Genomic DNA, 26,018 nt, shown 5'->3' with positions numbered 1-26,018 from the left:
CTAATTGAAAACGATAAACGCACTCGTCGTTATTGAATCGCTAACTCAGGTTGTGACGCCGTATTCGTTTCTGCAGTTTGATTGTACTTCTTAATCACTAGCGCCAAGCGAATCAGCATTGCAATTGCCGCGGTAGTTAATCCTGTCACGATACCAATCCAGAAGCCTTCTTCGCCCATGGCAGGAACGATTTCATCGGTGATACCCAGCAACATACCCAATGGAAGTGCCAAGCCCCAGTAAGCAAGAATTGCCAGAATCATTGGGATCTTAGTATCTTTGTAGCCACGCAGAGCGCCGTTTGCAGAGGTCTGCAGTGCATCGCTGAATTGGTACATCGCAGTAAACATCAGCAGCGTAGCCGCTGTTGCTGAAACCACAGGATCTGTGGTGTACAAACGAATGATCCACTCTGGGAACAGCAAGAAGAAGCCGACTGAAATCAACGACAGTAGCGCGGCAGTAATAATGCCTACCAAACTGCGGTGAGAGGCCGTTTCAAGCTTTTGTTCACCCAATGCATGACCAACGCGAATCGTGATACCAAATGAAAGACTCATTGGGATCATGTACGTCATGCTAGAGATATTCAGTGCTATTTGCGCCGCTGCAACGTTCTCCGCACCAATACGACCAATCAACAGGGCAATCACCGCGAAGATACTGCCACAAACCGCAATGTTTAAGCCAATCGGCATCCCGAGTTTGAACAGCTGTTTGATCTCTTGCCATACTGGTTTTAATTCTGCGAAGTGAAGAATGTTTTTATAGTGGTGATGGCTCTTGATGTAGCTAAACAGCAGGGCAGACATTAGCCAGTAAACCAAGCTAGTAGCCCAGCCACAACCAACCGCACCCAGAGCCGGCATGCCGAATTTTCCGTAAATCAGAATGTAGTTAACAGGGATGTTTACCAACAAACCAATCACTGAAATCAACATCGGTGCGCGAGTGTTGTTCATCCCTTCGCAGAAGCCATTCAAAGTGTAGAAAAGCGCAATGCCTGGAACACCAAACGCCAACGCGACAACGTAATCACTCGCGATAGGGATGATCTCAGGTGCAACACCTAAGCCAACGAGAATGGTTTCCCCAAGTAGTAAGTAAACAATCAGAATCGCACTGACAAACGCAGACAACCAAAGCATCTGAATAAACGCGATACGCACGTTATTTAAACTTTGTGCGCCGCGGTGGTAAGCCACAACAGGTGTTAATGCCATGATGATGCCGCGAAGCAATAGCGAAACGGGTAGCCATAAACTGGTGCCAAGTGCGATCGCAGCAAGGTCGGCAGCACTCACTTGTCCTGCCATTGTGGTATCGATAAAGCCCATCGACTGAGTGGCAAGTTGCATCAGAATGATAGGGATCGATAGGTGTAACAAAGCGCCCGATTCTTTAAAAAAGCGAGAAAAAGAGGAAGGTTTGTTTTGCATGGAAGTAATTAAACACCAATATCAATGCACCAGTGGAAGCAGGATAGCGTTGTGCATTGTAGGGTGTGCCGCGTAGGCACGCGCAATATACGGATTTTTGTTCTTGCGTTCAATATGTAATTTAGATCACAAGAAAACGATTGCGAGAGCTTTTAAAGTAAATATTTATCGCGTGAATGCATTGTGTTTTTTACTGCTGATTTTTAGATGAAAACAAGCAATTTTAGACACACTCGTTTCAATAATCATCAGTCATTATTCCGCTTTTCGACGGTTGCACAGCTTTTTATCTGACGTCTCAATTTATTTATTGTCTGATTATTTTCTTGGTGATATTTATCGCCTTAGTTTAGGCAATGCATGGAATAAAGAATGGAAGCCGAGCAATTAGAAGTACTCAATTTCATTAGCCAATACCCACCTTTTGATGATTTACCGGAAGAGCACCTAAGAAACATCGCAATGAATGCCGAAGTCGCCTATTACCGCGCAGGGACGGACATTCTCAAGAAAGGCGATGACATTCGTGATTTATACATGATCCGCAGTGGTGTGGTGGAAATCTTCCGCCGTAAAGGGGAGTTGTACAACCGTATTGATGCTGGTGGTTTGTTTGGACAAATGGGGTTGTTGATGAACAACCGTGTCCGTATGCCAGCCAAAGCGATTGAAGACACCTTGGTTTACTGCATTCCAGAGAATATCTTTACGGAGCTATGTGACGAGTTTGAGAACTTCGCCGATTTCATGGAGTTGGAAGACAGCGCGAGGCTGCGTACCGCTGTATCAAACCACTCAGATGGGCATGACTTTACGACTGCGAAAGCGCGCAAGATCTTAAGTCGTGAGCCAGTGACGCTAGAAGCCAGTGCAACGGTTCGTGAAGCGGCGATCTTAATGGCAGAAGAGGGCGTCACTGCGCTTTTGATTGTCCGCGCGCAAGAAGACATTACTGAAGACGACGATGACCAACTGCTTGGTATCTTGACCGAGAAAGATCTGTGCGTTCGCGTTTTAGCTGAAGGTCGAGACAGCGATATTCCTGTAAGTGAAGTGATGAGCTACGATGTTGTGTCGCTCGATTACAGTGCTTACGTGTTTGAAGCTATGCTGACAATGCTGCGTTACAACGTCCATCATCTTCCAATCCTAAAAGATAAAAAGCCGATTGGCGTAATCAGCATGACGGATATCGTCCGTTATGAGTCGCAAAACAGCTTGTTGCTAGTGAGTTCTATCTTCCAGCAAAACTCGGTAGAAGATCTCAAAGCGGTATCTAAACAAGTGAAAGACTGCTTTGTCCGAATGGTGAGCGAAGACGCAAATGCGCACATGGTTGGACGAGCGATGTCGGTTATTGGCAGCAGTTTTAAACAAAGATTGGCAGAGCTAGCAGAGCAAGAAATAGGTCCTGCGCCCATCCCGTATTGTTTGTTGGCGATGGGCTCCATGGCGCGTGATGAACAGCTTATCGTCACAGACCAAGACAACGCGCTGATTCTAGACAACAGCTACGACCCAACATTGCATGGTGAGTATTTTGCTCAGTTCGCGAAATTCGTTTGTGATGGATTAGCCGAGTGCGGTTACACCTACTGTACTGGCGACATTATGGCAACTAACCCACAATGGCGTAAAACGCGCTCAGAATGGGAAGAGTGCTTTGCGAACTGGATTGATAATCCAACGCCAGAACGACTTCTGCATAGCAGTATTTTCTTCGATTTACTTGGTGTACATGGACGCGTGAAATGGGCTGAGCAACTGAGCGGGTTCATTGTCCGTCGTGCTAAGAAGAACAATCGTTTCTTGGCTTGTATGGCTTATAACGCAATCCGTCGTACACCACCACTAGGCTTCTTCAAAGACTTTGTGATGGAGAAAGACGGACGTCATCGCAATTCCATCAACTTGAAGCGTCGTGGTACCGCACCAATGGCGGATCTGATTCGGGTGCACGCGTTGGCGATTGGCTCTCGTTCGCAAAACTCGTTTGAGCGTTTGGATGACATCAACAATGCGGGCATCTTACCGAAAGGTCGCGGCATGGATTTAAAAGACGCTATGGAGTTGATCTACATGGTGCGAATCCGACATCAAGCGCTGGATATTGAAAATGGGGAAGAGCCCGATAACAACATCGAGCCAGAAGAAATGTCGGAGTTTGAGCGTCGCAACTTAAAAGCTGCATTCCAAATCCTAAGCAACGCACAGAACTACATTAAGTTCCGTTACCAGAGAAGTGGCAAATGATGTGGTTTTCTAAACAGAAGCAAGATAGTCGAGATTTGCTTGATACCAGCCAGACCCCCGATTGGGCGGTTTTCTTCGAGCAACTTTCCGAACAAGCGAAAGATACTCGATTAAAACGTTATTACTCTACGCCTATTGTGAATGGTGATACGCCACTAAAAGAGGTACCGTTTGTCTCCGTCGATTTTGAGACTACTGGCTTAAACGCAGAGGAAGACGCTATTCTCACCATAGGCTTGGTACCATTTACCCTGGACCGCGTACAGTGCAGTGGCTCTCGTCATTGGGTTGTGAATCCAAATCGGGAACTGAATGAAGAGTCGGTGGTGATTCACGGCATTACCGATTCTGAAGTGAAGAATGCACCTCAACTTGAACAAATTCTTGATGCCATTCTTGATGCGTTGGCAGGTAAGATTGTGGTCGTGCACTACAAAAACATTGAGCGACAATTCTTCAATAATGCCTTGTTAAACAGTATAGGTGAGGGGATTCAATTTCCAGTCGTTGACACCTTGGATATCGAATATGCAATTCAGCGTCGGCAATGTGAAGGTTGGTTAAATAAACTCAAAGGTAAAAAGCCTGGGTCTGTGCGACTCGGACATGCGCGTGAGCGTTACCATTTACCTGTTTATCAGCCTCATCATGCCCTTACGGATGCACTTGCAACCGCCGAGTTGTTGCAGGCACAACTGCAGTATCACTTTGACGGTGACATGCCATTGTCCGTGGTTTGGCAATAGTGGTTCGGTGAATTGACAACAAAAATAATTAGTCGTCCTGATAACAAAATGCAATGCGATATCATAGCGGTTGAGGGTAAAATTATAAAGTAGAGCAACCCTTCTAAAAGCGACACAACGATCGCACATAAGCTTTGCAGCAAGTGACACAAGAAAGTCATCACTCAGCTTCCTACACAAGCTTAATTTGAATTTAATCTAGCCACGTTTTTAAGGAGATAAATCGTGAGCACCGACAATAATGGCGGTATACAGCGCCCCGACGGTAAGGTGAACCCGATCGATACTGATTACCAGATTGGTCAGGATAACGTCGCGTTAAAAGTAGGTCCTTTCGGACTTGATATTCACAACCGTGTGTTTGCTATTTCAGGCATGTCGATCATCCTGTTCGTAGTGTTAACACTGACTTTCCGACAACAAGTAGAACCGTTTTTTGCGGGTTTGCGTGGTTGGCTTGTATCTAACCTTGATTGGTTCTTCCTATCTGCGGGCAACGTGTTTGTCGTGGTGTGTTTGATTCTGATCGTAACGCCACTTGGTCGCGTTCGTATCGGTGGTACAGAAGCAACACCAGACTACACTTACGCGGGCTGGTTAGCGATGCTATTCGCGGCTGGTATGGGTATCGGTCTGGTATTCTTCGGCGTATCTGAGCCTATGTCTCACTTCAGTGCTGCACTTGGCGGCGTGAACGTTGAGAATGGTATCCGTACTGACTGGGCTCCATTAGGCGCAGCAGAGGGGGATACCGCGGCGGCATCTGCACTAGGCATGGCAGCGACGATTTACCACTGGGCACTTCACCCTTGGTCAATCTACGCACTGTTGGCTCTTGGTTTAGCGATCTTCTCGTTCAACAAGGGCTTGCCTCTAACGATGCGTTCTATTTTCTATCCTCTTTTCGGCGAGCGAGTTTGGGGTTGGGTTGGTCACGTTATTGATATCCTAGCAGTTGTTGCAACTGTGTTTGGTCTTGCGACTTCTCTTGGCTACGGTGCATCACAAGCAGCAACAGGTCTAAACTTCTTGTTCGGCATCCCGATGACAGAGACAACGCAAGTCGTGCTTATCGTGATCATTACGGCGTTAGCGTTAATCTCGGTAGTTGCGGGTTTAGATAGTGGTGTAAAACGTCTGTCTGAAATCAACATGGGTTTAGCAGCACTATTGCTATTGTTCGTGATCATCGTGGGTCCAACGCTCGCAATCATGACGGGCTTCTTTGAGAACATCATGTCATACCTTGCGAATGTTCCAGCACTATCGATGCCATTCGGTCGTGAAGACGTGAATTACTCTCAAGGCTGGACGGCGTTTTACTGGGCATGGTGGATTTCATGGTCACCATTCGTAGGTATGTTTATCGCGCGTGTTTCTCGTGGTCGTTCCGTTCGTGAGTTTATCGTGTGTGTAATCCTGATCCCATCAACCGTGTGTGTATTATGGATGACGGCATTCGGTGGTACGGCGATCAGCCAATACGTGAACGATGGTTACCAAGCGGTATTTGATGCAGAGCTTCCACTTAAACTGTTCGCGATGCTAGATGTGATGCCTCTGTCTCAAATAACCTCTATCGTGGGTATTATTCTGGTTGTGGTGTTCTTCATCACATCAGCGGACTCTGGTTCTCTTGTAATCGATACGATTGCAGCGGGTGGTAAAGTGGACGCACCAACACCTCAACGTGTGTTCTGGTGTACATTCGAAGGTTTAGTTGCAATCGCGCTAATGCTTGGCGGTGGTCTAGCGGCTGCACAAGCAATGGCGGTAACAACTGGTTTACCATTCACAATCGTATTGTTGGTTGCAACGGTATCTCTAGTGAAAGGTTTAATGGATGAACCTCGCCCAACATCAAAATCAATGAAGAAAGCGAAAGCGTAGTTTGAGCTTCCTTCATAACAACTAAAAAAACGGCACGTCTCAACGTGCCGTTTTCTTTTCTGAATTCTTCATATCTAGCCGGAAATTGGCTACGACTTTCTTCCTGTTCAAAGCTTTTTTTACGCCACAATATCGATAAGGTGCGGCGCATCTGTCTAAAAATATTCTTAACCCTATAAATACATTAGAGCTCAAACTATTTTTAAAATCATCTGCACTTTGTCTTAGTGCGATCTGGATCAAATAAACGGGTATTTAGAGCCGGTTGGTTTGATTTTTATGCACAATCAGTGTGCATAATAAAAAGGAAATTTAATTAGTGTACGAAGGATATGTATCTACATATGATTACCTCAGCACCTTGGGTGATGTATCCAGAAATTGGAGAAGACCCAAGCAAAAAATGGATTTTTCGTGAACCTGTCGTGTCTGATGGCGACGATATTTATGGTTTAATCGCAGATTGTCCGCCGCTCGATATGAACTCTTCATATTGTAACTTCCTCCAATCTAGCCATTTCAGCAAAACCTGTGTTCTCGTCGAGCACAAAGGTGAGATCGCTGGTTTCATCTCTGGTTATCAGAAACCGGATGAGCTCAATGTATTGTTCATTTGGCAAGTCGCCGTCGCACCGCGATTTAGAGGCAATGGATTGGCTTTCAAAATGCTCAAAAACATTCTTGACCGAGAAGTTCTCGAAAATGTTAATGCCATTGAAACCACGATCACCAAGGCAAATGATGCATCTTGGGCATTATTCAAAAAGCTTGATGCGCAAAATGGCAATGACGGTGAAGTGACCACCTTCTTGGATGAAGATAAACACTTTAAAGGCAAGCACGATACTGAATATTTGTATCGTATCCCCCTCAAATAAACCCACTAATAGGAATCAAATAACGGTCTTATCATGGATATTTTTAAAAAGCAGGAATCCAACGTACGTTCATACTCAAACAGTTTTCCGGTTGTTTTTCGTAGTGCGAAAGGTTGCTGGTTAGAAACAGAGCAAGGTGAACGTTACCTCGACTTTCTTGCTGGAGCGGGATCTCTCAATTACGGTCATAACAATCCAGTACTTAAGCAAGCGTTGCTTGAATACATTGAAATGGATGGCATTACACACGGCTTGGACATGCATTCAGAAGCAAAAGCCGCCTTTCTTGAAGCGTTAAACCAATACATTCTTCAACCAAGAGCGCTGGACTACAAAGTTCAATTTACAGGTCCAACGGGAACTAACGCTGTTGAAGCTGCCATCAAACTCGCCAAAAAAGTAACGAGTCGTAGCAGCATTGTGGCCTTTACTAATGGTTTTCATGGCTGTACGACAGGTGCGCTTGCAGCGACGGGTAATCAACACCACCGTCAAGGAGCGGGATCAAGTTTAAACAACGTCACGCGAATTCCATTCGAAGGCTATGCGGGTATTGATGGTCTGAAATTATTTGAAACCATGCTGACTGACAATTCGGCAGGCATGGACAAGCCAGCGGCAGTTCTACTGGAAACCGTGCAAGGTGAGGGCGGTTTGAATGTTGCCTCCAACGAGTGGCTGCAACGACTTAGTAAGCTGTGCGAAGCTCACGATATTTTACTGATTGTTGATGACATCCAAGCTGGGTGTGGTCGCACAGGTACTTTCTTTAGCTTTGAGCCATCAGGTATCAAGCCGGACATGGTGACGCTTTCAAAATCTATTGGCGGTTATGGTCTGCCAATGGCGATTGTTTTGCTCAAACCTGAATTAGATAAATGGAAACCAGGCGAGCACAACGGAACGTTTCGCGGTAACAATCATGCTTTCATAACGGCAACCAAAGCGCTAGAAACCTATTGGTCGACGAGTAACTTTGAAGCTCATATCAAATCTTGTTCCAGCAAAGTCGAGAGCGTGATCCAACGTTGCGTGCAGCGTTATCCTGAGCTGTTCGTGCAGCGTAAAGGTCGCGGCATGATGATTGGTATTGAATGTAAGAGTGGTGACATCGCAGGCAACATTGCAAAAAGCTGTTTTGACAATGGTATGGTCATTGAAACCGCAGGCCCAAATGATGAAGTGGTGAAGTTTTTCTGCCCATTGACCATTTCTGAAGCCGAACTTACCCAAGGGCTTAATATCTTCGAGGGCTCGGTTGAAGCCATCGCAAACAAACACTTCAAACAAGCATCATAAATAAGGAACAGATCATGATCGTTAGAACACTCGACGAGTGTCGCAATAGCGAAAGGCGCGTGGTATCGGATAACTGGGAAAGTGTCCGTATGCTCTTGAAAGATGACAACATGGGCTTTTCATTTCACATCACGACCATCTATGAGGGTACGGAAACGCACATTCATTATCAGAACCATTTGGAATCTGTATTTTGTATGAGTGGAGAAGGTGAGATCGAAGTAGTCGGCGGTGAAACGTACCCAATTAAACCGGGTACGCTATATATTCTAGACAAGCATGACGAGCACTATCTACGAGCTTATAAAAACAAAGAAATGACCATGGCTTGTGTGTTCAACCCGCCCATCACAGGCGCAGAAGTTCACGATGAAAACGGCGTTTATCCTCTCGTTGATTAACCCATTAAGGTTTTAAAGGGGCGAGGTTTCGCCTCTTTTTCTTATCCATTCTTTCAAATTACCAACCATTAAGGCCCATCATGACACTTACCGTAGAAAAGATCGGCGGTACATCGATGACAGCATTTGATGCTGTGCTCGACAATATTCTCCTTCGTCCACAAAATCCATATAACCGTATTTTTGTTGTCTCTGCTTATGGCGGAATGACCGATGCACTATTGGAATGCAAAAAGACCAGTAAACCGGGTGTCTACCAATTGATAGCCAAACGAGATGAAGCGTGGCAAGACGCGTTAGCGTATGTTGAAAGCCGTATGCTCCTGACCAACGAGCACATTTTTGCTGACCCGATGAATCGCATGAGAGCTGATAAGTTCATTAGGTCTCGCATTTCAGAAGCAAAAACTTGCGTGACTAACATCCTAGAAACTTGTCAGTACGGGCAGTTCTCTCTGCGTCATTACTTACCTCAAATCCGTGAGTTTCTCTCTTCAATTGGTGAAGCACACAGTGCCTACAATACGGCATTAAAGCTCAAGAACATGGGGATTAATTCGACTTTTGTTGATCTGTCCGGTTGGGATAATCAGCAGCCTCTAAGCTTGGATGACACAATACATGAAGCCTTTGAAGGGATTGATGTTACCCAAGAACTTCCAATCGTGACAGGTTACGCGTACTGCAAAGAAGGGTTGATGCATACGTATGACCGTGGTTACAGCGAGATGACTTTCAGCCGAATTGCAGCAACAGTCAAAGCCGATTTAGCCATTATTCATAAGGAATACCATTTAAGTTCTGCCGATCCAAAAGTGGTCGGTGTCGACAGTGTCAATCCGATTGGATTTACGAATTATGATGTGGCTGATCAATTGGCAAACCTTGGTATGGAAGCCATTCACCCTAATGCCGCCGCAGGTCTTCGCGAAAGTGGTATTGAATTGCAGATCAAAAATACCTTTGAACCTGAGCACAGGGGCACTCTGATCTCTGCGGATTATCGTCCGGAAAGTGACCGCATTGAAATTATTGCGGGTAAGCAGAAAGTATTTGCGCTTCACCTGTTCGACCAAACCATGGTTGGAAAAGTGGATAATGTCAGTTACGAACTGATGGAAATCATTGCTGATGCCCGCGTCAATCTTATCGGTAAAGAGATGAATGCGAATTCAATAACGTATTACCTAGGTGGCAGTGTCGATAGCTTAAATAAAGTGCTCTATAAGGCGGAAAAACGCCATCCACGAGCTTCTATTACTGGTAAAATGGTTGCGCTGATTTCTGCGATTGGCTCTCAAATTGATACTAACAAAACACTGGCGAAAGGCGTGTTAGCCCTGATGAATCGAGGAGTCACACCGATAGCACTCCATTCATCAATGAGAAACGTGAATGTGCAGTTTGTCGTCAGTGATGATGAATACCAACAAGCGATTTGCGCATTACATGGCGAGTTTTTTGTACAAGACCGCGGAGCGAAAAAATCGGTGAATGTTGCTTAATCGACTTGCCTGATCATGTTGCAGTTTTAAATACGGGGAATCTCTATTTGAAACTGCTTAACTGAATACATACTTTAAACTTCGCATGATAGTAGAGAATACAAGTGTAAATAATGACTTTGAGCGTCGTTTATCAATCAGTTCTTCTATCACCACTGTGTCTTCTTTAGTTAACCTTGCTCGCCAAATTAAGCACCAAATGACCCTAACACGATAACACTGGTTGTTAATGGTCATTGGGGCATTTCTAAACGCAATAGCATAAAGCCGTTTTGAATAGAGGATCTCTTCGCCAATTCGCAAGGTAAATCTTGTCGACAGGCGGTGATATTCGGCAGTGACGAGTATGCCATCGACATAATGTGATTGTGTTTGAACAGTTTTGAATCCCATCTTGCTCTATCCTTAGACCTCGAACTTAATCCAACGAATCGACATATTATTGGAAGTTCGTACAAAAAGATTCAATTACATTGTATTTCTTAATAAAAATAGGGTGAGCGCATGCGATGAGGTATGCAACGGTTAGGGGGCAGTATGAAGGTCAAGCTGAAAAAGCTTTATGTTTGCTAGATGAGACGGTTTGTTAAGTTTGATTTTTTAATAAAAAGAATGCCTAAAGGTTATTAAATAAGAACAAGCTCTATTTTTAATCACTCAAAACTTTTAATTTGATAAATGTAATTTGTCAAATTAAAAACTTTTATTTTCTATCTGTAGGTGTATTGATGATATAGAATGCGCGCCCCTTTTTACTGTTTTAAAACAGTGAGCTTTTTAAGATTTTATGAAATTAACTATGAGTTTAAATAATAAGTCAGTTTGTGCGCTAATGTTAATGGCTTTGGCGGGTTGTGGTACTGAGTCAAAGAATAACGAAGTTGAGGCTGAACATAGAACGATAAATGGTCTAGCTTCTAATGGGGGTGCGATAAAAGGGCATGTGACCTTTAGTGGTTCTCCAAAAGCGCTATTTGGGCATGATGTTATCAATGTTGTTAAAGATGGCGTATTTTCGATACAGAATGCCGATGAGATTGAGTATCCAGTGTTGCTTAAGATAACAGGCTTTCATGGTATCGAGTCTAATGTTGAATACTCCTTATTGCTTGATAACAATGACTCACGAGTGAATCTATCTGCTTTAACAAGACTCATTGTAAGTAAAGTTACGGGTGTGGATGCCGATTTGACATTTGATAACTTCGATACGTATAAAAACCTGTTTACGAAAGACGCAATAGAAAATGCACAAAGCGAGTTGGTTAAAGTTATTGAGCCGTTATTGATTGCTGCAGGAGTGGAAGTTAATGTGAACTTCTTTTCGGAACAGTATAAGGCAGACTTTACCAATTTAGACAGTGTGCTTTCTACACTAGATGTAGAATACAAAACTGATAGGGCGGTAATAACTTATATACCTAATAAGAACTATTCTGTTGAACTCTCTTATAAAGAATCTTGGTCTAATTATTCACTAATTCCTTCCGGTAGTGATATTGAACAGTTAAGTCGCGATTTGAAAGTCATTCATAGAGCTAGTGAAATATTAGAAGAAATGATTCTGTTGAGAGAGGATAAGGTTGCTTTTGAATCTCTTCTTTCTCCTAATGCCCATTGGTTCGGAAGCAATTATCAGTCATTACACGAGCGTTACTTCGATATTTTACCAGCAGAGAATAATCCAAACCTACAGCGTTACCGTGACCTAATTATCCTTGAAAGTCGACCTGAAACACAGCAGTACCTACTTGGCTATACTACTGCCTTTGAAGCAAGCACTGCATCTAGCATTTCTAGAGATCAAGCATGGTTTGAGTTTGTCGATGGTGAGTTGAAATTCCTAGGTGATGACAAGCCATTTCCGACTTCTTTCTATGCGCTATACAAGCTCAATGCAGCGCCAAGCGAATACAACTGGTATCCGCAAGACGAGTTTAGATGGGTTTTCGAAGCAACGGGTTTCCTTTCATCAAGCGATTGTACAATCAGTCTAGACAGAGGTCATTGGCAATGGGGTTCTGAAGAATTTATTGACAGTCTACCTTCATTAAATGAGGTATTTCCAGGGCTACAATATGTCACGGTTACCTCTCCGACGAATGCGGAGATTAAATTAGACAAAATATATCGTGAGCCTTCAGATAACACTTGTCACTTAGTTGATAGCCATAACAGAGTTAGTGGTCTTTTAGACGGATACCCAATTGAGTTAGGGAAGGATGATATTGCTCTGAATAAAGCGTACACCGTGACTTACGTATATTCTGATCATCAATTATCTAAAACCATTTATTTAACTCAACCGCCAGAGGGCAAAGAAGCTATGGGACCGTATCTAGCTAAGCTAGTCGATGTTAATGGCTCTAAGGCGTCGTTTTTATATGATTGGCAACGTGATGACAAATTTGTGGTTGAAGGTGATCTGTATGTATTTTTCCCCAACCATGTTGGCGTTGGTACGAGAATGAATATCGAGACCGGTAAGACAGAAGTTACTTCTTCGCCAAGTGATGATGTGGTTCGAATTTTTCACACTGCATTTGATCCATATGGACGAGTCATCAATAACTATTTAGTTTCTAGTGATGGCGTCACCCCTTTGAACTAAATTGATGAATAACAAACCGAGCAGTTGCTCGGTTTGTGTATTTAAAATGTCTATCTTTAGATATTCGGGCGAGCAGTCTCGTTAGTTGAAGGAGGTAGGTGAGGAAGAGTCACCTCTGGTTGATCACCGGTTAACGAACGTAAGAACTCAGTGATTTTAACCGATTCCTCTTTCGTCAGCTTCTGACCAAGCTGAAGGTCAGCCATCATTGCTACTGCTTCTTCTAGATCCCAAACAGAGCCGTCGTGGAAGTACGGGTAGGTGAGTTCGATGTTACGCAGTGTCGGTACTTTAAACACAAACTTATCGAAATCATTCCCCGTGATCGCTTTGCGCCCTATGTCTGGGTTGTCTGTTGCAAATGGCTTCACTAAGCCCATTTTTTGGTACATTTGCCCGCCAGCCAATGGACCACTATGACACGCTGTACAACCTTTTGCCTTGAATAAGTTATAACCCTCAACCTGCGCTGTTGTTAGTGCGTTGTCGTCGCCTTTCAACCAAAGATCGAACGGCGCATTTGGTGTACGCAACGTTTGCTCAAACGTCGCAATCGCATCGGTTACATTATCGATGGTGATTGTCTCACTGCCATAAGCTTCTTTAAACCACTCACGATATTGAGGAATCGATTTTAGCGTATCGATAGCCAATTGGTGAGTGAATGCCATTTCGAGGGGGTTCTCAATTGGACCTGCTGCTTGTTCCTGCAAATCTTTGGCGCGTCCGTTCCAAAACTGAACGAAGTTTAAGTCTGAGTTAAACACCGTTGGTGAGTTGATAGGACCAATCGCCCATTTATGACCAATGGAACTTGGTAGGTTATCGACGCCACCTTTTGCGATGTTATGGCAAGAGTTACAAGAAATGGTGTTGGAGGCGGATAATCGAGGTTCAAACCACAACGTTTTACCCAGTTCTACCTTTTTCGCATTAAGACCAGCAACCGGTTCGATCACCTTAATGGGTTCTGCGGATTGGCGCTCAGCATAAGCACCGAAAGATAGGACTGACAAGACGCTCACTGCTATAAGAGTTTTCATAATAACTTCCTTTTTAAGTGATTTTTTCACTCTCACTAGGGCGGCGTACTTCTTATTGGTACGCTCTGGAAGTCACGGTATAGCAATCGTTTTTTTCTATAAAATGCAAAAAATCGATGGTTTTTATGGCAAAAAACGATGTTAAAAGCGAACAAAGTTTGCACGATTTGATTTTGCTTGCTTTCAGCGGTGGTGGTTACTTTTTATTTACAAATATGTAAAGAATATAAACGAATGGTTCGTTGATTTAGGTCAATTATGCAATTAAGTGAGAACCATAGGAGGGAGTCCCTAGCAAAGTCCACGATTGAAGGTTTTATCTCGCTAGCTTAGGTTGGATAGAGGATATTTAACAACTAACAACTCCGATGTTTAGAGTTATTCCATTTTAGGGATTTTGCTCTAAATCTAGATGGGCTTTTACATTTCAATTTCAATAAAGCTTGGTCATTGATCATGTTTTTGAGTATGCGAATTATTATCAATTATGCATATGATTGCTCATTGTCTAATTTGATGGTGTAACGTCACTGCAGCACGTATTGAGCGTACTACGCTGATTGTCTGTCTTTTCGTGTTGACAGTTTGGTACTAGGTAAAAATCAACAAGACTATGATTTCAAGGAACATTCTATGTTAAAGAAACTACTAAGTTGTTGTATCACCTCGGCACTCTGTTTCCATTCTTCTCTCGCTTTTTCGCAATCGACAGAACTCCCAAATAATGCGGATTTAGCGCAGACACCAGCGTCACTGATGCTTGCGCCTAAAGACATCGCCATCGCTGATCGTTATATCGTTGTATTTCATCAACCTCAAATGATGATGAATAATTCACTTGAATTACAGCAGTTCACACAACAATCTGTGGACCGAATGTCTGGTTTGTACTCAATACAAGTGGAATCAGTATTCGACAATTCGATCAGCGGTTTCGTTGCGACGTTAGCTCCTGAACAGCTGAAAGCGTTACGTGCTGATCCACGTGTTGAATACATCGAGCAAGACAGAATTCTCACACTAGACCCAATAGTCTCGGCAGAAGTAAACCAAAGTAATGCAATTTGGGGGCTAGACCGAATTGATCAACGTAGCCTGCCTCTCAATAACAATTACAGCGCCAACTTTGATGGAACGGGCGTAACGGCTTACGTTATCGATACGGGTGTGAACAACTCGCACGTTGAATTTGCCGGACGCTCCATTTCGGGATATGACTTTGTCGACAATGATGCGGATGCCAGTGACTGTAATGGACACGGCACACACGTAGCGGGCACGATCGGCGGATCTTTGTATGGCGTGGCAAAGAACGTGAGCATTGTTGGTGTCAGAGTGCTTAGCTGTTCTGGCTCAGGTTCAACGTCCGGCGTTATTGCGGGTGTTGATTGGGTAGCTGCCAATGCTTCTGGTCCTTCGGTTGCCAACATGAGTTTAGGTGGTGGGCAATCTGTTGCTCTTGATAGCGCAGTGCAAAGCGCAGTTCAGTCCGGCGTTAGCTTTATGCTTGCAGCTGGTAACTCCAATGCTGATGCCTGTAACTACTCACCTGCGCGTGTTTCTTCTGGTGTTACTGTCGGCTCGACGACGAGCTCTGACGCACGTTCTAGTTTTTCAAACTGGGGTAGCTGTGTCGATGTTTTTGCTCCAGGATCACAAATCAAGTCTGCTTGGTATGATGGCGGTTATAAGACGATAAGTGGCACTTCAATGGCAACCCCACATGTTGCTGGTGTTGCTGCGCTTTATCTCCAAGAAAACAGTGCACTTTCACCAAGCCAAGTGGAAGCGCTGATCGTTGAGCGCGCAACCAGTGGCAAAGTCACGGACACAAGAGGCAGTGTGAATAAATTGCTTTACAGTTTAACGGATGCTGATTGTGGTCAAGATTGTGGTGGTCCCGATCCAACGCCAGATCCAGAAGGTAAATTGACCTCAGGTGTGCCAGTGAGTGGCTTGAGCGGTTCAACAGGGCAGGTAGCTTATTACTACGTAGATGTAGAAGCAGGGCAACGTCTAACGGTACAAATGTATGGCGGCAGCGGTGATGCAGATTTGTATCTACGCTTTGGCTCTAAGCCAACGCTTAATGCTTGGGATTGTCGACCTTTCAGATACGGCAACAGTGAGACATGTACAGTTAATGCCACTCAAAGCGGACGTTACCACGTAATGATTCAAGGCTATTCAAGCTACAACGGTGTAAGCATCCAAGCGAGTTACTAGTCACTGTTACGCATAGTAGAAAGTATCGATAGCAGTAAAATACAAAGCCCACTTGTCGGTGGGCTTTGCTTTATGGCGCTGTTTTGATGACTCGTGATTGACGTTATTCAAACGCATCACTCTTTTGTTTTAAGAACTCGATCAGTGTGCGTACTCTTAGCGGCATTAGCGCTTTCTCTTGGTACACCGCATAAATCGGAATTTCTAAATCGTGCACATCAGGTAGGATACGTATGAGATCTCCTCGCGCTAACTCTTCCTTCATCATAAAGCTCGGCATGATGGCAAAACCAAGATGATTCAGAACGAACGCTTTGACTGTCGCAGCGGTTCTCACTTGTACCTTTGGGCTGTGAATCAAACGTGTCACCTGACCTTTGTTATTGGTCATCGTAAGCTGCTTATCACCGTGAACGATATGGTGACTAATCCAATCCAGTGTTAAGAGATCTTCAGGTGTGGATACCGCCTTAACTTTGCTTAGATAGGTTGGGGTAGCGCAAAGCATATCTCGGAAATAACCAAGCTTGATTGCATATAAACTCGAATCTTCAAGGGCGGAAGAGGCACGCAGTGCAATATCACAACGAGATTCAATCAGGTTGCTGTAACTGTCACTCTCAATAATATCGAGTTTGATTTCTGGGTAGAGGTGCATGAACTCACTCAGTATATCCACCATCGCTGAGCTAGGTGTGGATATCCGAATCGTACCGCTTGGAATCTGGTTAGCATCTTGCGTTTCTGCATTCGCTTCAGATGCAATATCGCCAATCAGTTTGCATTTCTCATAGTAACGCAACCCTGCGTCGGTCAATGAAAGAGAGCGAGTAGTGCGATGCAGTAAACGTGTATTTAGCGCTTGCTCAAGTTTAGAGACGATCTGCGATACACGCGCTTTACCGATATCAAGCTCATCCGCTGCTTGAGTAAAGGATTGTTTCTCTGCCACTTTAGCAAAGACCAGCATGTCATCGAGTGAAATCATATAGCTTATTGTCCGGAAGTTCTTATTATTCACTATTGTTTAGTAGTAATTAACAATCAGTTTAATCAAAGGGTAATTATCTATCAATCATCAAACGATATAGTGTCTCCATCGACAGCGGGGAGGCACAGCAGCTTGGTCATCTCCGCGTTATTAAAAAGAAATTATTTAAGAATTGAATGGAGAAACCATCATGTCAGATCGCAAAATTCTAGTAACAGGTGCATCAGGTAAACTAGGTTCACAAGTAGTAAAAGCACTGCTTGAAGAGCTAAATGTTCAACCAAGCCAATTGATTGTAACTACTCGCCATGCAGACAAACTGCAAGCGTTAGCAAGCCAAGGTGTGGATGTTCGCGAAGCAGACTTTTCTAGCCCAGAGTCACTAGAGAAAGCATTTCTCGGCGCAGACAGCATGCTGCTTATTAGCATCGACGCTTCTGGTCCTCGTACTCAAGCACACTTGAATGCTGTAGCGGCAGCGGAAAAAGTAGGGGTGAGCCATATCGCTTATACGTCGATGCCTTCTGCAGAGAGTTCGCCAGTGATGTTTGCTCATGAGCATGAAGCTACTGAAAATGCGATTAAACAAAGTCGCATCCCTCATGCCACCATCATGCGCAACAATTGGTATTTTGAAAACTTGGCAGAGTACTTCGCAAGCATTCTACAATCGGGTCATTGGTTGACGTCGGCAGCAGAAGGTCGCTCGGCTCAGTTATCACGTAGAGATTTGGCTTTTGCAGCGGCATCTGCATTAGTAAAACCAGCGCAAGGTAAAGTTATACTTCCAATGAACGGTGCGCAATCTATGACACACGCTGAAATGGCGAAGGTGATAGATAAAGTGTTGGGTACATCGACCACTATGGTGAACTTGTCTGATGAGGATTACCAAGCACAGTTAGAGTCGTTTGAATTGCCTGCACCAATCGTAGAGTTATGTGTAACAATGGACAAACACAACCGTGGAAACTATTCAGACGGCACAAGTGAGGCATTTGAAAAGCTAACTGGTAAGCAGCCACAAAGCTTTGAAGCCTGGTTAGAAGCAAACAAAGCAGAGCTACAAAAACTAGCGAATGCTTAAGATGATTTGAAACTAAAAAGGGACTCATTTGAGTCCCTTTTTAAATGTCGTTGACGAGACCTTAACTATAAATTATTTATTGGTTTTAACGTATTAATAGCGAACAGGTTGAAGAGAAAATAAATGAATTTTCCCCTTCATAATGAGCTTTTGTTTAGTAATAATACCTTATTGAACGGTTACTTCATCACCACTCTTTATTCTAAGTGTCAAATTTATCATATTGTAACAAATTCTTACATTTGGTAATTAGGGCAAACTTAATGCGATATCAATCTCCTCCAAGTGACCACACCGAACAAGCACAACAATCCGTCCAAGAGCGCGCTGAACAACAACGTATAGCTCGAAGGGAAGAACTAAAAGTTACGCAAGCAGACAATAAACGCTGGGCTGCTAACCGAGAAAGAGTCCTTGCTGAGCGCAACAACGAAAACACCGACGTCGCACTAACGCCATTAAAAGAAAAAAAGAAAAAGAGTGGTCTCAGTTCATTGTTGTGTGCAAAACCGAGTTTTTCCAAACTACCGACCAAGACAGTTGCTTATTGCTGGGTCAATACAAAAGCAGAAAGTGGCGAGGACAATGTTATTCCAAGTGTTGAAAAAGAACATGGTCTGCTGAATGTAATTAGTAATGCTAAAGTCACTCCAAAGGTGAAACACGTTATTTATGTCGATAGACGTACGAAAGGTCGAACCTGTTACGACTCACGTGTAGAGCTTCCTGAGAATGTTAAATTCGTTTCAGTTGATGAATTACTGACGAAGAAAAACATGGCAACACCTGCCATTGCGAAGAAGATGACAGAGCTGTATGAGGCAAGTATCAACTACGGTAGTCCTGCCTTTGCAAAGAACATGGTCTCCTTACTCGCCCTAAATGCCGGAGATTACTTCTTCGATATCGGTGTCAGCATCAAGCCAGACGGCAATTTAGCTAAGCATCTCAACGGCGAGAGCAAATTTTCTGGCGGTGCTGTAGGTAACGGAAGCTATCTGATGGGTGGACACGACAAAGAAGCGATCGAAATGGTTGTCGAGTTCCTCTATGGATTGTACACCTGTGAAAGAGCGCCAACTGTGCACCCTAAAAAAGCAGTGGAGATCTTAGACAATCTCGATAAATCACTAACGCCAAATGAGGTGATAAGCAAGGTTGTAGATAATGCGAAATTAGACGAGCAAATCACGCCGGCTGAATTCGTTACTTATTCTCGTAAGATGGAGAAGGAATTTGCTGAACGTGGCGTTAAGACAACGATGTGTGAATATGCCCGCCACACTGACGCCGTTTTTGGTAACACCATTACAATACTGACAAATAGCGTGAAAAAGAAATTTGCGGATGGAACAGATTTCGTTAATACCCATAAGATGAGCCATATTCATAAAACAAAAGTGGAAGCGCACCACGTCCCAGTTTTGTAGAGCGCGCAGAAGAGTATTGAGCTCATCCAGTTACTCGGTACGGCGCCAAAATCAAAAACGCCCACACTTGTTCAGCAGTGTGGGCGTTTTATCTCTTTTGATTCACCAGCCAGTATTACTTAACCGTTAGTACTCAGATTGAGTGCTCCAACACTGGTAACAATGATATGAATGTTATCGCTGCTAGGCTGATATTGAACATACGCTGCTTTAATGTGGTATTGAGATAAACACGGATTTTTTGACCAACCCAGACCCAAGTCATATTGGCAAACAGTCCGAATGTCGTAAACACGAAAGTAATCAATGCGACAGATAACCAATAGCTAGAGGGGAGGCTATAACTTGTGACCAAAGCAAGTGATGCCATCCAAGCCTTCATATTACCTAGTTGAAACAACGTAGCCTGAGTTACGTTGATTGGTTTGCTTTTGGTGGCTTTACCCGCGAAAGAGTTGGTACACAATAGCTTTATTATCAACCAGAACATGTAAGCCAGACCGATGTATTTTATGGCGAGATACCAACTTGGATGAGTCTGGAGAGCAACGCCGGCACCACACGCGCAAAGCAGAATTAACCCGATAACACCAATACGGATACCAATTAGGTGTCGCCATGATTTCCGGACACCAAATTGTGCCCCTGAGTTGGCGAGCAATAAGTTATTTGGACCGGGCGTGATGGCGGTAACAAACGCAAATAAACTCATCGCTGGCATTAGGTCCCATAATGTTGTCATTTCCTTTCCTCTCAAATAAGTGCTGCTGAGCCAAGAGTAAAGGGGCGAAGTGAGAGAGACCTACATTTAATGCGTCATGGTGACAATTCTTTGATTTCATTTTCGTCAGGCCTTATTTATCCTGAATACAAGAATTAATTGTACCCCTTCGGAGAGAGACAATGTTAGTCCCTGATATATCGGGTCGTTCCGGACCTAAGTTTATGGCACTGGCTGATGCGATTGCTGAGGTGATAGAGAGTGGTGAACTCGAACCAGATATGAAATTACCCCCTCAGCGTATTTTGTCTTATCGCTTGGGTGTGACGGTTGGAACGGTGACGAGGGCGTATCAGGAGCTTGAGCGGAGGGGCTTAACAGAGCCAAAAGTAGGAAGTGGAACTTATGTTCGGAACAGAGAAACTGAACTGAACCACTTTTATCATCCGGTATTGGAAGAACAAGGCATTGATTTAGCGCGCTGCCGACCTTTGTTATTATCGCAGCCGAAATTTCTGGCGAATGCGTTGAAAGAGTTATCTCACGAGGAGATCGCGCAGGCAGCCGTGCTGGATTACTACTCCGCTGATGGCATTCAGGGTCATAACGAGACTCTTCGACAATGGCTGATGAGCAAGTTTAATATCGATATTGACGCACGGCGTCTAATGTGGACTCATGGAGGGCAACACGGGATCTCGCTGATTATTCAAGCATTAAGCCGTCCAAAAGATACTATTCTTGCCGAAGGGCTGTGTTATCCAGAGTTCATCTATGCATGTCAGCAATCCGAACGAAAGCTAGTGCCAGTAAAAGTTGATGAACATGGATTAGATCCAGAAGATCTGGCATTGCACTGTAAGAGGCATCGCCCAAAACTGCTTTATCTCACGCCGGGAATACAAAACCCGACCGGAGCTCAATTAACAGATAGCCGAAGACTAAAAATCATAGAAATATGCCGTCGTTACAATGTGTTGATTATTGAGGACGACGTTCTCTACTGCCCGCCATCCCATCGAAAGAGTCCTTTAGTCGCTATTGCTCCGGATATTACCTTATACGTGGGCAGTTTTTCTAAGTACTTCGCGGGTGGATTGCGACTGGGCTTTATCATTCTTCCATTGTCTTTCAAAGAGTTACTGCAACGAGCGCTACGAGCTAGCTGTATGTATGTTAGCCCTTTGATAATCGATCTGGTTTGTCGTTGGTTAACCAGCGAAGCGATGCAGGCGGTGGACGAAGAGATCGCGATGGAACTCAGTGCGCGTCATCGGATCTGGAAGGCTGTATTTCCCGAAATCCAGATTGGCATCCCTGGCTACAATGTATGGTTACCTTTGCCTGAGCCATTAACAGGGTATCACTTTAACCAATCGTTGTTGAAACATGGGGTCAGAGTGAGAGAAGCAGAAATGTTTGCCGTGGGTCGGTATGAAGTGCCAGCAGCGGTGAGAATATCACTTGCAGGTCCACTAAGCCGCCCACAATTGCAGTCCGCTTTAGAGACCGTAAGAGAGCAAATCGCACGGCTCACTTAAAGGCTCTAGAGGTAATATTTAATCTTGCATTTTTGAACGGATAAAAATCAAATCTGTCTATTTTTGAGGTTTATTGTATTTCGTAGAATAGCGCCATCAACTTGCTAACACATAATGAAGGTTTGCTATGAGCACATCACAATTAGTTCTTGAATTATCTCTTATCGGCGCGATGCTACTCGTTACGAGTGTTTTTTTGGTTCGTAATTATGACAAAGCCGACAGCGCAGGAACAAAAGTTCAAAAGATCCTAACTGGTCTTCTCGGTGCCTTTATGGTGATGGCGGGAACCGTAAAATTCTTTGACCCGTTTGCGACTATGTTCGCAAAACAGATTGCGTTAAGTGAACTGCCTTTTCCTACTTTGTCTCGATGGATGGGTCAATTAGGTGAGATTTTTGCAGGTTTACTGCTACTTGTGGTGATGATTGGCAATAAGGTACTCGCAGCACCAATTAAAGATAAAGCCATGCAGTTATCAGCGCTGTTAACTACCGCAATTATGATTGTCGCGGTGTATGTTCACCTATTGCCAAATGTGCCAGCCGAAGTGCTACCACTTCAGTCTAAGCCACCTGTAATGACGCTGATTATTCTTGGGTTAGCTTGGTTAAATGCATTCCTATATTTTCGTAAAAAGTAGTCGTTAAAGTAACAAAACAAACGCCAGATTAGCTTGTCTAGTCTGGCGCATTTCATTTATAAATAGGCATTTCATAAATACAACAACTACTAATTTCGCTCTGAGTGAATCGAAGCCAGAAATTCTGCCGATTGCCCAAACCTTTCAAAAATCATGTCTCTAAAGGCAACCACTCTGGTCGCTATCAGCTTTCTGTCTGCCCACACCAAGAATGCTTTACCCGTTGGGTATTCTAGTTCTGGCAGTACTTCTACCAACTCTTTTCTTTCTGCATGCTTTTCAAAGGCGGCTCTTGGCATCATGCAGATCCCAGCTCCTGCTATTGTCGCATCAATATTTAACCGCAGACTGCTGATTGAGTAACGAGGCTGATAAGGAATACGGATCGCTTTGCCATCTTCTTTTAGCTCCCAATACGGCAAGTTATTACCTGAGAGTAGCTGATGGTTAATCAACTCTTCTGCTCGTTCTGGCTGACCATGTTTTGCGATATAACTGGGTGATGCTGCGAGCATTAATGGTGATTCAAATAACCGACGCTGTATTAAATGACTGGCATGAGGTGGGGTCGTTACAATCGCAAGGTCAATCTGCTCATCAAAGAAACGCTCAGTGCCTGCACTAAATTGAATGGTTACGGATACCTCTGAGTGAAGCTGCATAAACTCAATCGCCATTTTTTGCAGGAAATTATCAGCAAATGGCTCAGGGCAAGAGACTCGGATTTCACCCGTCAATACTGGCTGGCTATTCGAAAGCTGCGTCCATTCATCATTTAACTGCATAAATAGGGCAGCGAAGCGTTGGTAGTATTCGTCGCCTGCCGTCGTGAGTTGGAACTGTTTTGCATTACGGTGTACCAGTTTTTCACCCAGTTTATCTTCGAGGCTTGCCACCGCCCTTGACAGCGTTGGGGCTGAAACGTGTGTTTTAAGGCTCGCTGCAGCAAAGCCGCCACACTCGACAGATTGGCAAAACAGATAGAGGTTGGAGATGTCTTTTGCTTTCATAATTGAACGCTCTTGGGAATGACACTTTGAGTTAATCATTCAAATATGAAAGATTCAAGTTCAATGTTGTCTATTTTTGATTGCGATGGTCGGGGCTAATATAGCCCCATCAATTAGCCAATCGAAGTAAGGTACAAGAGAGTCAAATATGAAAAAGTTTCCGCGCAAGTTCCAGTACCCATTAATGGTTTCTATGGTTCTACCAACTATGCTTCTTAGCATGCCAGCTATCATGGTTGCTAAGGCGTTACCTACAAACGGTATGTTCTTCGATGCATGGTTAAACGCAGTTTCACAAATGGTGCCATCTGCACTGTTAGTTTTAGCCCTTGTAGCGCCAGCGGTTCGTTTGTTTGTAACCAAAGTCCTGCTAGAGCCAGAAGTGAAATAAGTCAGTAAAGTTAATAAGTTAGAGAATGGGAAAGAGAAAAATGAACGAATTTAAACTACACACTGTTGAGTCTGCACCAGAAAAAAGCAAAGCAATCCTTGAAGGTGCACAAAAGCAAATGGGTATGATTCCGGGTCTTTACGCGGTAATGGCTGAGTCTCCTCAAATCCTAACGGCGTACACGCAACTGCATCAGCAATTCACTAATACATCATTCGACGCTGAAGAGCTAACAGTGGTATGGCAAACCATCAACGTTGAGCACGAATGTCACTACTGTGTTCCTGCACATACCGGGATCGCGCACTCAATGAAAGTAGACCCAGCACTGACTGAAGCATTGCGTAATGATGAAGCAATGCCAACTGAAAAGCTTCAAGCACTAAAAGACTTTACTCTTGCTGTCGTTCGTGAGCGTGGCAATGTATCAGAAACAGAACTAGCAGCGTTTTTTGCAGCAGGTTACGGTCAGCAACAGGTTCTGGAAGTGATCCTTGGTCTATCGCAAAAAGTGATTAGTAACTACGTAAACCATGTTGCTCACACCCCAGTAGATAAAGTATTTGAAAAGTTTGCTTGGTCTAAAGAGTAGTCCAATGAGCTAGATGCCATAGAGCGAACGACTAAGTTCGCTCTTTTTTTCATGTTGTTTGTCGTAAATATTGGCATATGTTTATACAGATTTCTTCTGAGTCAACAGACCTTGGCGTATCCCATAATAACGATAATAGCCGATAAGATTGCTGCTAATAAACAACAGCTCCATTAGTACAGCGGTAGGAGAGCCTGCAAGGTAATTGTGTATTAGCCAGAGCAAAGTTCCGACAATCATTAATTGCCGCAAACGTTGATCACTTTTACAAAATGCAGCTGTGGTCTGAAATAGCGTTCCGCCAAAACTAAGCAAATTGATTAAGTCAACAAAGGTCATCACAGTGATCATTAACGCAGAGGTTAAATACAGAAACATCCACCTTTTCGATGTAGTAAAGATACTAGTGAAATAGCGGATACTCGCGAGTAACATTAAGCTTGCGGCGGTCCATTGCTCTAGTAGAACAAAGTGGGTGCTAATCAAGATGCCAGATGCACATAAGCAACAGACAATTTTTTGCCTTTTTTTAAATTGAAATGATATCAGATCGAATACGATGGCGATTGCTATCAATATTTGGGACCAAAGAAATGCCGACATGCTTCCCTCCTACAAAATTTAGAATAAATATGGAGGTGGGATTATGCGTATGTATCCTAAGGTAGGAATTAACTTTAGTTAATTCCTACTTTTAATATTTAGCTTTTAATTCTGGCTTTCAATCTCGATAGGCTGACAGGGCTAATACCGATATAGCTGGCTATCTGAATGTTATTAAGTTTGGCTAACCAATGTGGCCAATACTGCAGCAAGTGCCGATACCTTTGCTCGGGTGTGTGGAGTAATAGAAGGGCTTCTTTCTGCTCCTTGAATATTAATTGTTGCTGTAACAGTGTGACTTTGGCTTGTGAGAACGAAGGCAATGTCAGTAAATTCAGAGGGACCCTTATTACTTCTGCTGCTGTAATAGCTTCAATTTGATATTGGGTAGGCATTCCCTGCAACCAACTTGAATAGAGGAAGCATAGCTCATCTTGAAAATAAAACTCTTTGCATCGTTCAAGACCGTTCTCACCGTAATGACAAGCTCTAAGTATTCCGGACAGGATAAAATAGCCATAGTCCTGCTGAGATCCCTGTGCGAGCAAAATATCTGATGGGTTTAGTGAGAGCAATTTAAACTGAGTTGACAAGGGTTTAACCGTTTGAGGTGGAACACCCATATCAGAGAAATGGTCAATCACCTTAGTGAATTTACCCAGCATAAAAACAGGTTCCATATTTGCTTTATTTCACCAAGACTAACACATTTAATCAC

The 26,018-nt window shown here is 43.8% G+C and carries 22 protein-coding genes; 15 read left to right on the top strand and 7 right to left on the bottom strand.

Translation table 11 applies throughout. From position 1 onward, the window contains the following. Positions 1–29: 29 nt before the first annotated feature. On the bottom strand, positions 30–1,439 hold the full coding sequence (locus OH463_RS19455; RefSeq protein WP_069218098.1) for an MATE family efflux transporter: 1,410 nt from the start codon (positions 1,437–1,439) through the stop codon (positions 30–32). A gap of 372 nt (positions 1,440–1,811) precedes the next feature. On the opposite strand from OH463_RS19455, the gene OH463_RS19450 reads away from it, so the two are divergent. From OH463_RS19450 to OH463_RS19415, 8 genes are all read left to right on the top strand, one after another. After that, positions 1,812–3,692: a DUF294 nucleotidyltransferase-like domain-containing protein gene (locus OH463_RS19450; RefSeq protein WP_269992190.1), complete on the top strand. Its 1,881-nt coding sequence runs from the start codon at positions 1,812–1,814 to the stop codon at positions 3,690–3,692. Further along, positions 3,689–4,438 (top strand): 3'-5' exonuclease, encoded by a 750-nt coding sequence (locus OH463_RS19445; RefSeq protein ID WP_269992188.1) that lies wholly within the window; start codon positions 3,689–3,691, stop codon positions 4,436–4,438. The genes OH463_RS19450 and OH463_RS19445 overlap by 4 nt, the downstream gene beginning before the upstream one ends. A 225-nt stretch (positions 4,439–4,663) precedes the next feature. Next, the gene (locus OH463_RS19440; RefSeq protein WP_005446060.1) at positions 4,664–6,328 is read left to right on the top strand and encodes a BCCT family transporter; all 1,665 of its coding nucleotides are present in this window, start codon (positions 4,664–4,666) and stop codon (positions 6,326–6,328) included. A gap of 344 nt (positions 6,329–6,672) precedes the next feature. Then, positions 6,673–7,206, top strand: a complete 534-nt coding sequence (gene ectA, locus OH463_RS19435; protein ID WP_199450060.1) for a diaminobutyrate acetyltransferase — start codon at positions 6,673–6,675, stop codon at positions 7,204–7,206. 33 nt (positions 7,207–7,239) lie between these two features. After that, positions 7,240–8,505, top strand: coding sequence for a diaminobutyrate--2-oxoglutarate transaminase (ectB, locus tag OH463_RS19430; RefSeq protein ID WP_269992184.1), 1,266 nt, complete (start codon positions 7,240–7,242; stop codon positions 8,503–8,505). Positions 8,506–8,519: 14 nt separating this feature from the next. Beyond that, the gene (locus tag OH463_RS19425; RefSeq protein WP_005446054.1) at positions 8,520–8,906 is read left to right on the top strand and encodes an ectoine synthase; all 387 of its coding nucleotides are present in this window, start codon (positions 8,520–8,522) and stop codon (positions 8,904–8,906) included. A gap of 80 nt (positions 8,907–8,986) precedes the next feature. Then, entirely contained in the window at positions 8,987–10,411 is a 1,425-nt protein-coding gene (locus OH463_RS19420) for an aspartate kinase (protein WP_269992182.1), read from the top strand. 799 nt (positions 10,412–11,210) lie between these two features. Beyond that, on the top strand, positions 11,211–13,022 hold the full coding sequence (locus tag OH463_RS19415) for a hypothetical protein (RefSeq protein ID WP_269992181.1): 1,812 nt from the start codon (positions 11,211–11,213) through the stop codon (positions 13,020–13,022). A 56-nt stretch (positions 13,023–13,078) separates the two neighbouring features. Here the strand turns inward: OH463_RS19415 and OH463_RS19410 are convergent, their stop codons facing one another. Next, positions 13,079–14,065 carry a cytochrome-c peroxidase gene (locus tag OH463_RS19410; RefSeq protein ID WP_005446048.1) on the bottom strand — a complete coding sequence of 329 codons (987 nt, stop codon included), beginning with the start codon at positions 14,063–14,065 and terminating at the stop codon, positions 13,079–13,081. Positions 14,066–14,698: 633 nt separating this feature from the next. On the opposite strand from OH463_RS19410, the gene OH463_RS19405 reads away from it, so the two are divergent. Then, positions 14,699–16,291, top strand: coding sequence for a S8 family peptidase (locus OH463_RS19405; RefSeq protein ID WP_029788120.1), 1,593 nt, complete (start codon positions 14,699–14,701; stop codon positions 16,289–16,291). Between the two features lie 103 nt (positions 16,292–16,394). Here OH463_RS19405 and OH463_RS19400 read toward each other — a convergent pair whose 3' ends face one another. After that, positions 16,395–17,279 (bottom strand): LysR family transcriptional regulator, encoded by an 885-nt coding sequence (locus tag OH463_RS19400; RefSeq protein ID WP_269992177.1) that lies wholly within the window; start codon positions 17,277–17,279, stop codon positions 16,395–16,397. A gap of 193 nt (positions 17,280–17,472) precedes the next feature. On the opposite strand from OH463_RS19400, the gene OH463_RS19395 reads away from it, so the two are divergent. Both OH463_RS19395 and OH463_RS19390 read left to right on the top strand, forming a co-directional pair. Then, positions 17,473–18,369, top strand: coding sequence for an SDR family oxidoreductase (locus tag OH463_RS19395; RefSeq protein WP_050939718.1), 897 nt, complete (start codon positions 17,473–17,475; stop codon positions 18,367–18,369). A 263-nt stretch (positions 18,370–18,632) separates the two neighbouring features. Continuing rightward, positions 18,633–19,799 carry a hypothetical protein gene (locus tag OH463_RS19390; protein WP_005446043.1) on the top strand — a complete coding sequence of 389 codons (1,167 nt, stop codon included), beginning with the start codon at positions 18,633–18,635 and terminating at the stop codon, positions 19,797–19,799. 133 nt (positions 19,800–19,932) lie between these two features. On the opposite strand, the gene OH463_RS19385 is transcribed toward OH463_RS19390, so the two are convergent. Beyond that, positions 19,933–20,541: a LysE family translocator gene (locus tag OH463_RS19385; RefSeq protein ID WP_045489164.1), complete on the bottom strand. Its 609-nt coding sequence runs from the start codon at positions 20,539–20,541 to the stop codon at positions 19,933–19,935. A 161-nt stretch (positions 20,542–20,702) separates the two neighbouring features. Here OH463_RS19385 and OH463_RS19380 point away from each other — a divergent pair, with 161 nt between their 5' ends. Both OH463_RS19380 and OH463_RS19375 read left to right on the top strand, forming a co-directional pair. After that, positions 20,703–22,061 (top strand): aminotransferase-like domain-containing protein, encoded by a 1,359-nt coding sequence (locus tag OH463_RS19380; RefSeq protein ID WP_269992175.1) that lies wholly within the window; start codon positions 20,703–20,705, stop codon positions 22,059–22,061. A gap of 127 nt (positions 22,062–22,188) precedes the next feature. After that, complete coding sequence (locus tag OH463_RS19375) at positions 22,189–22,704, top strand: membrane protein (RefSeq protein WP_047516805.1); 516 nt, start codon at positions 22,189–22,191, stop codon at positions 22,702–22,704. A gap of 89 nt (positions 22,705–22,793) precedes the next feature. Here the strand turns inward: OH463_RS19375 and OH463_RS19370 are convergent, their stop codons facing one another. Further along, a complete protein-coding gene (locus OH463_RS19370; protein ID WP_049535959.1) occupies positions 22,794–23,714 on the bottom strand; it encodes a LysR family transcriptional regulator in 921 nt (306 codons plus the stop codon). Positions 23,715–23,862: 148 nt separating this feature from the next. Here OH463_RS19370 and OH463_RS19365 point away from each other — a divergent pair, with 148 nt between their 5' ends. Together OH463_RS19365 and OH463_RS19360 are read left to right on the top strand one after the other, a co-directional pair. Further along, positions 23,863–24,105, top strand: a complete 243-nt coding sequence (locus tag OH463_RS19365; RefSeq protein ID WP_017818084.1) for a hypothetical protein — start codon at positions 23,863–23,865, stop codon at positions 24,103–24,105. Between the two features lie 40 nt (positions 24,106–24,145). Next, complete coding sequence (locus tag OH463_RS19360; protein WP_017818085.1) at positions 24,146–24,697, top strand: carboxymuconolactone decarboxylase family protein; 552 nt, start codon at positions 24,146–24,148, stop codon at positions 24,695–24,697. 81 nt (positions 24,698–24,778) lie between these two features. Here the strand turns inward: OH463_RS19360 and OH463_RS19355 are convergent, their stop codons facing one another. Together OH463_RS19355 and OH463_RS19350 are read right to left on the bottom strand one after the other, a co-directional pair. Beyond that, entirely contained in the window at positions 24,779–25,300 is a 522-nt protein-coding gene (locus OH463_RS19355; protein ID WP_050925867.1) for a YgjV family protein, read from the bottom strand. Between the two features lie 98 nt (positions 25,301–25,398). Next, positions 25,399–25,965, bottom strand: a complete 567-nt coding sequence (locus tag OH463_RS19350) for a Crp/Fnr family transcriptional regulator (protein ID WP_269992170.1) — start codon at positions 25,963–25,965, stop codon at positions 25,399–25,401. Positions 25,966–26,018 lie beyond the last annotated feature (53 nt).

Source organism: Vibrio sp. NFR, assembly GCF_027587095.1.
Lineage (GTDB): Bacteria > Pseudomonadota > Gammaproteobacteria > Enterobacterales > Vibrionaceae > Vibrio > Vibrio harveyi.
The sequence above is the reverse complement of the archived record's forward strand: the minus strand, read 5'-3'. Positions and strand labels throughout refer to the sequence as shown.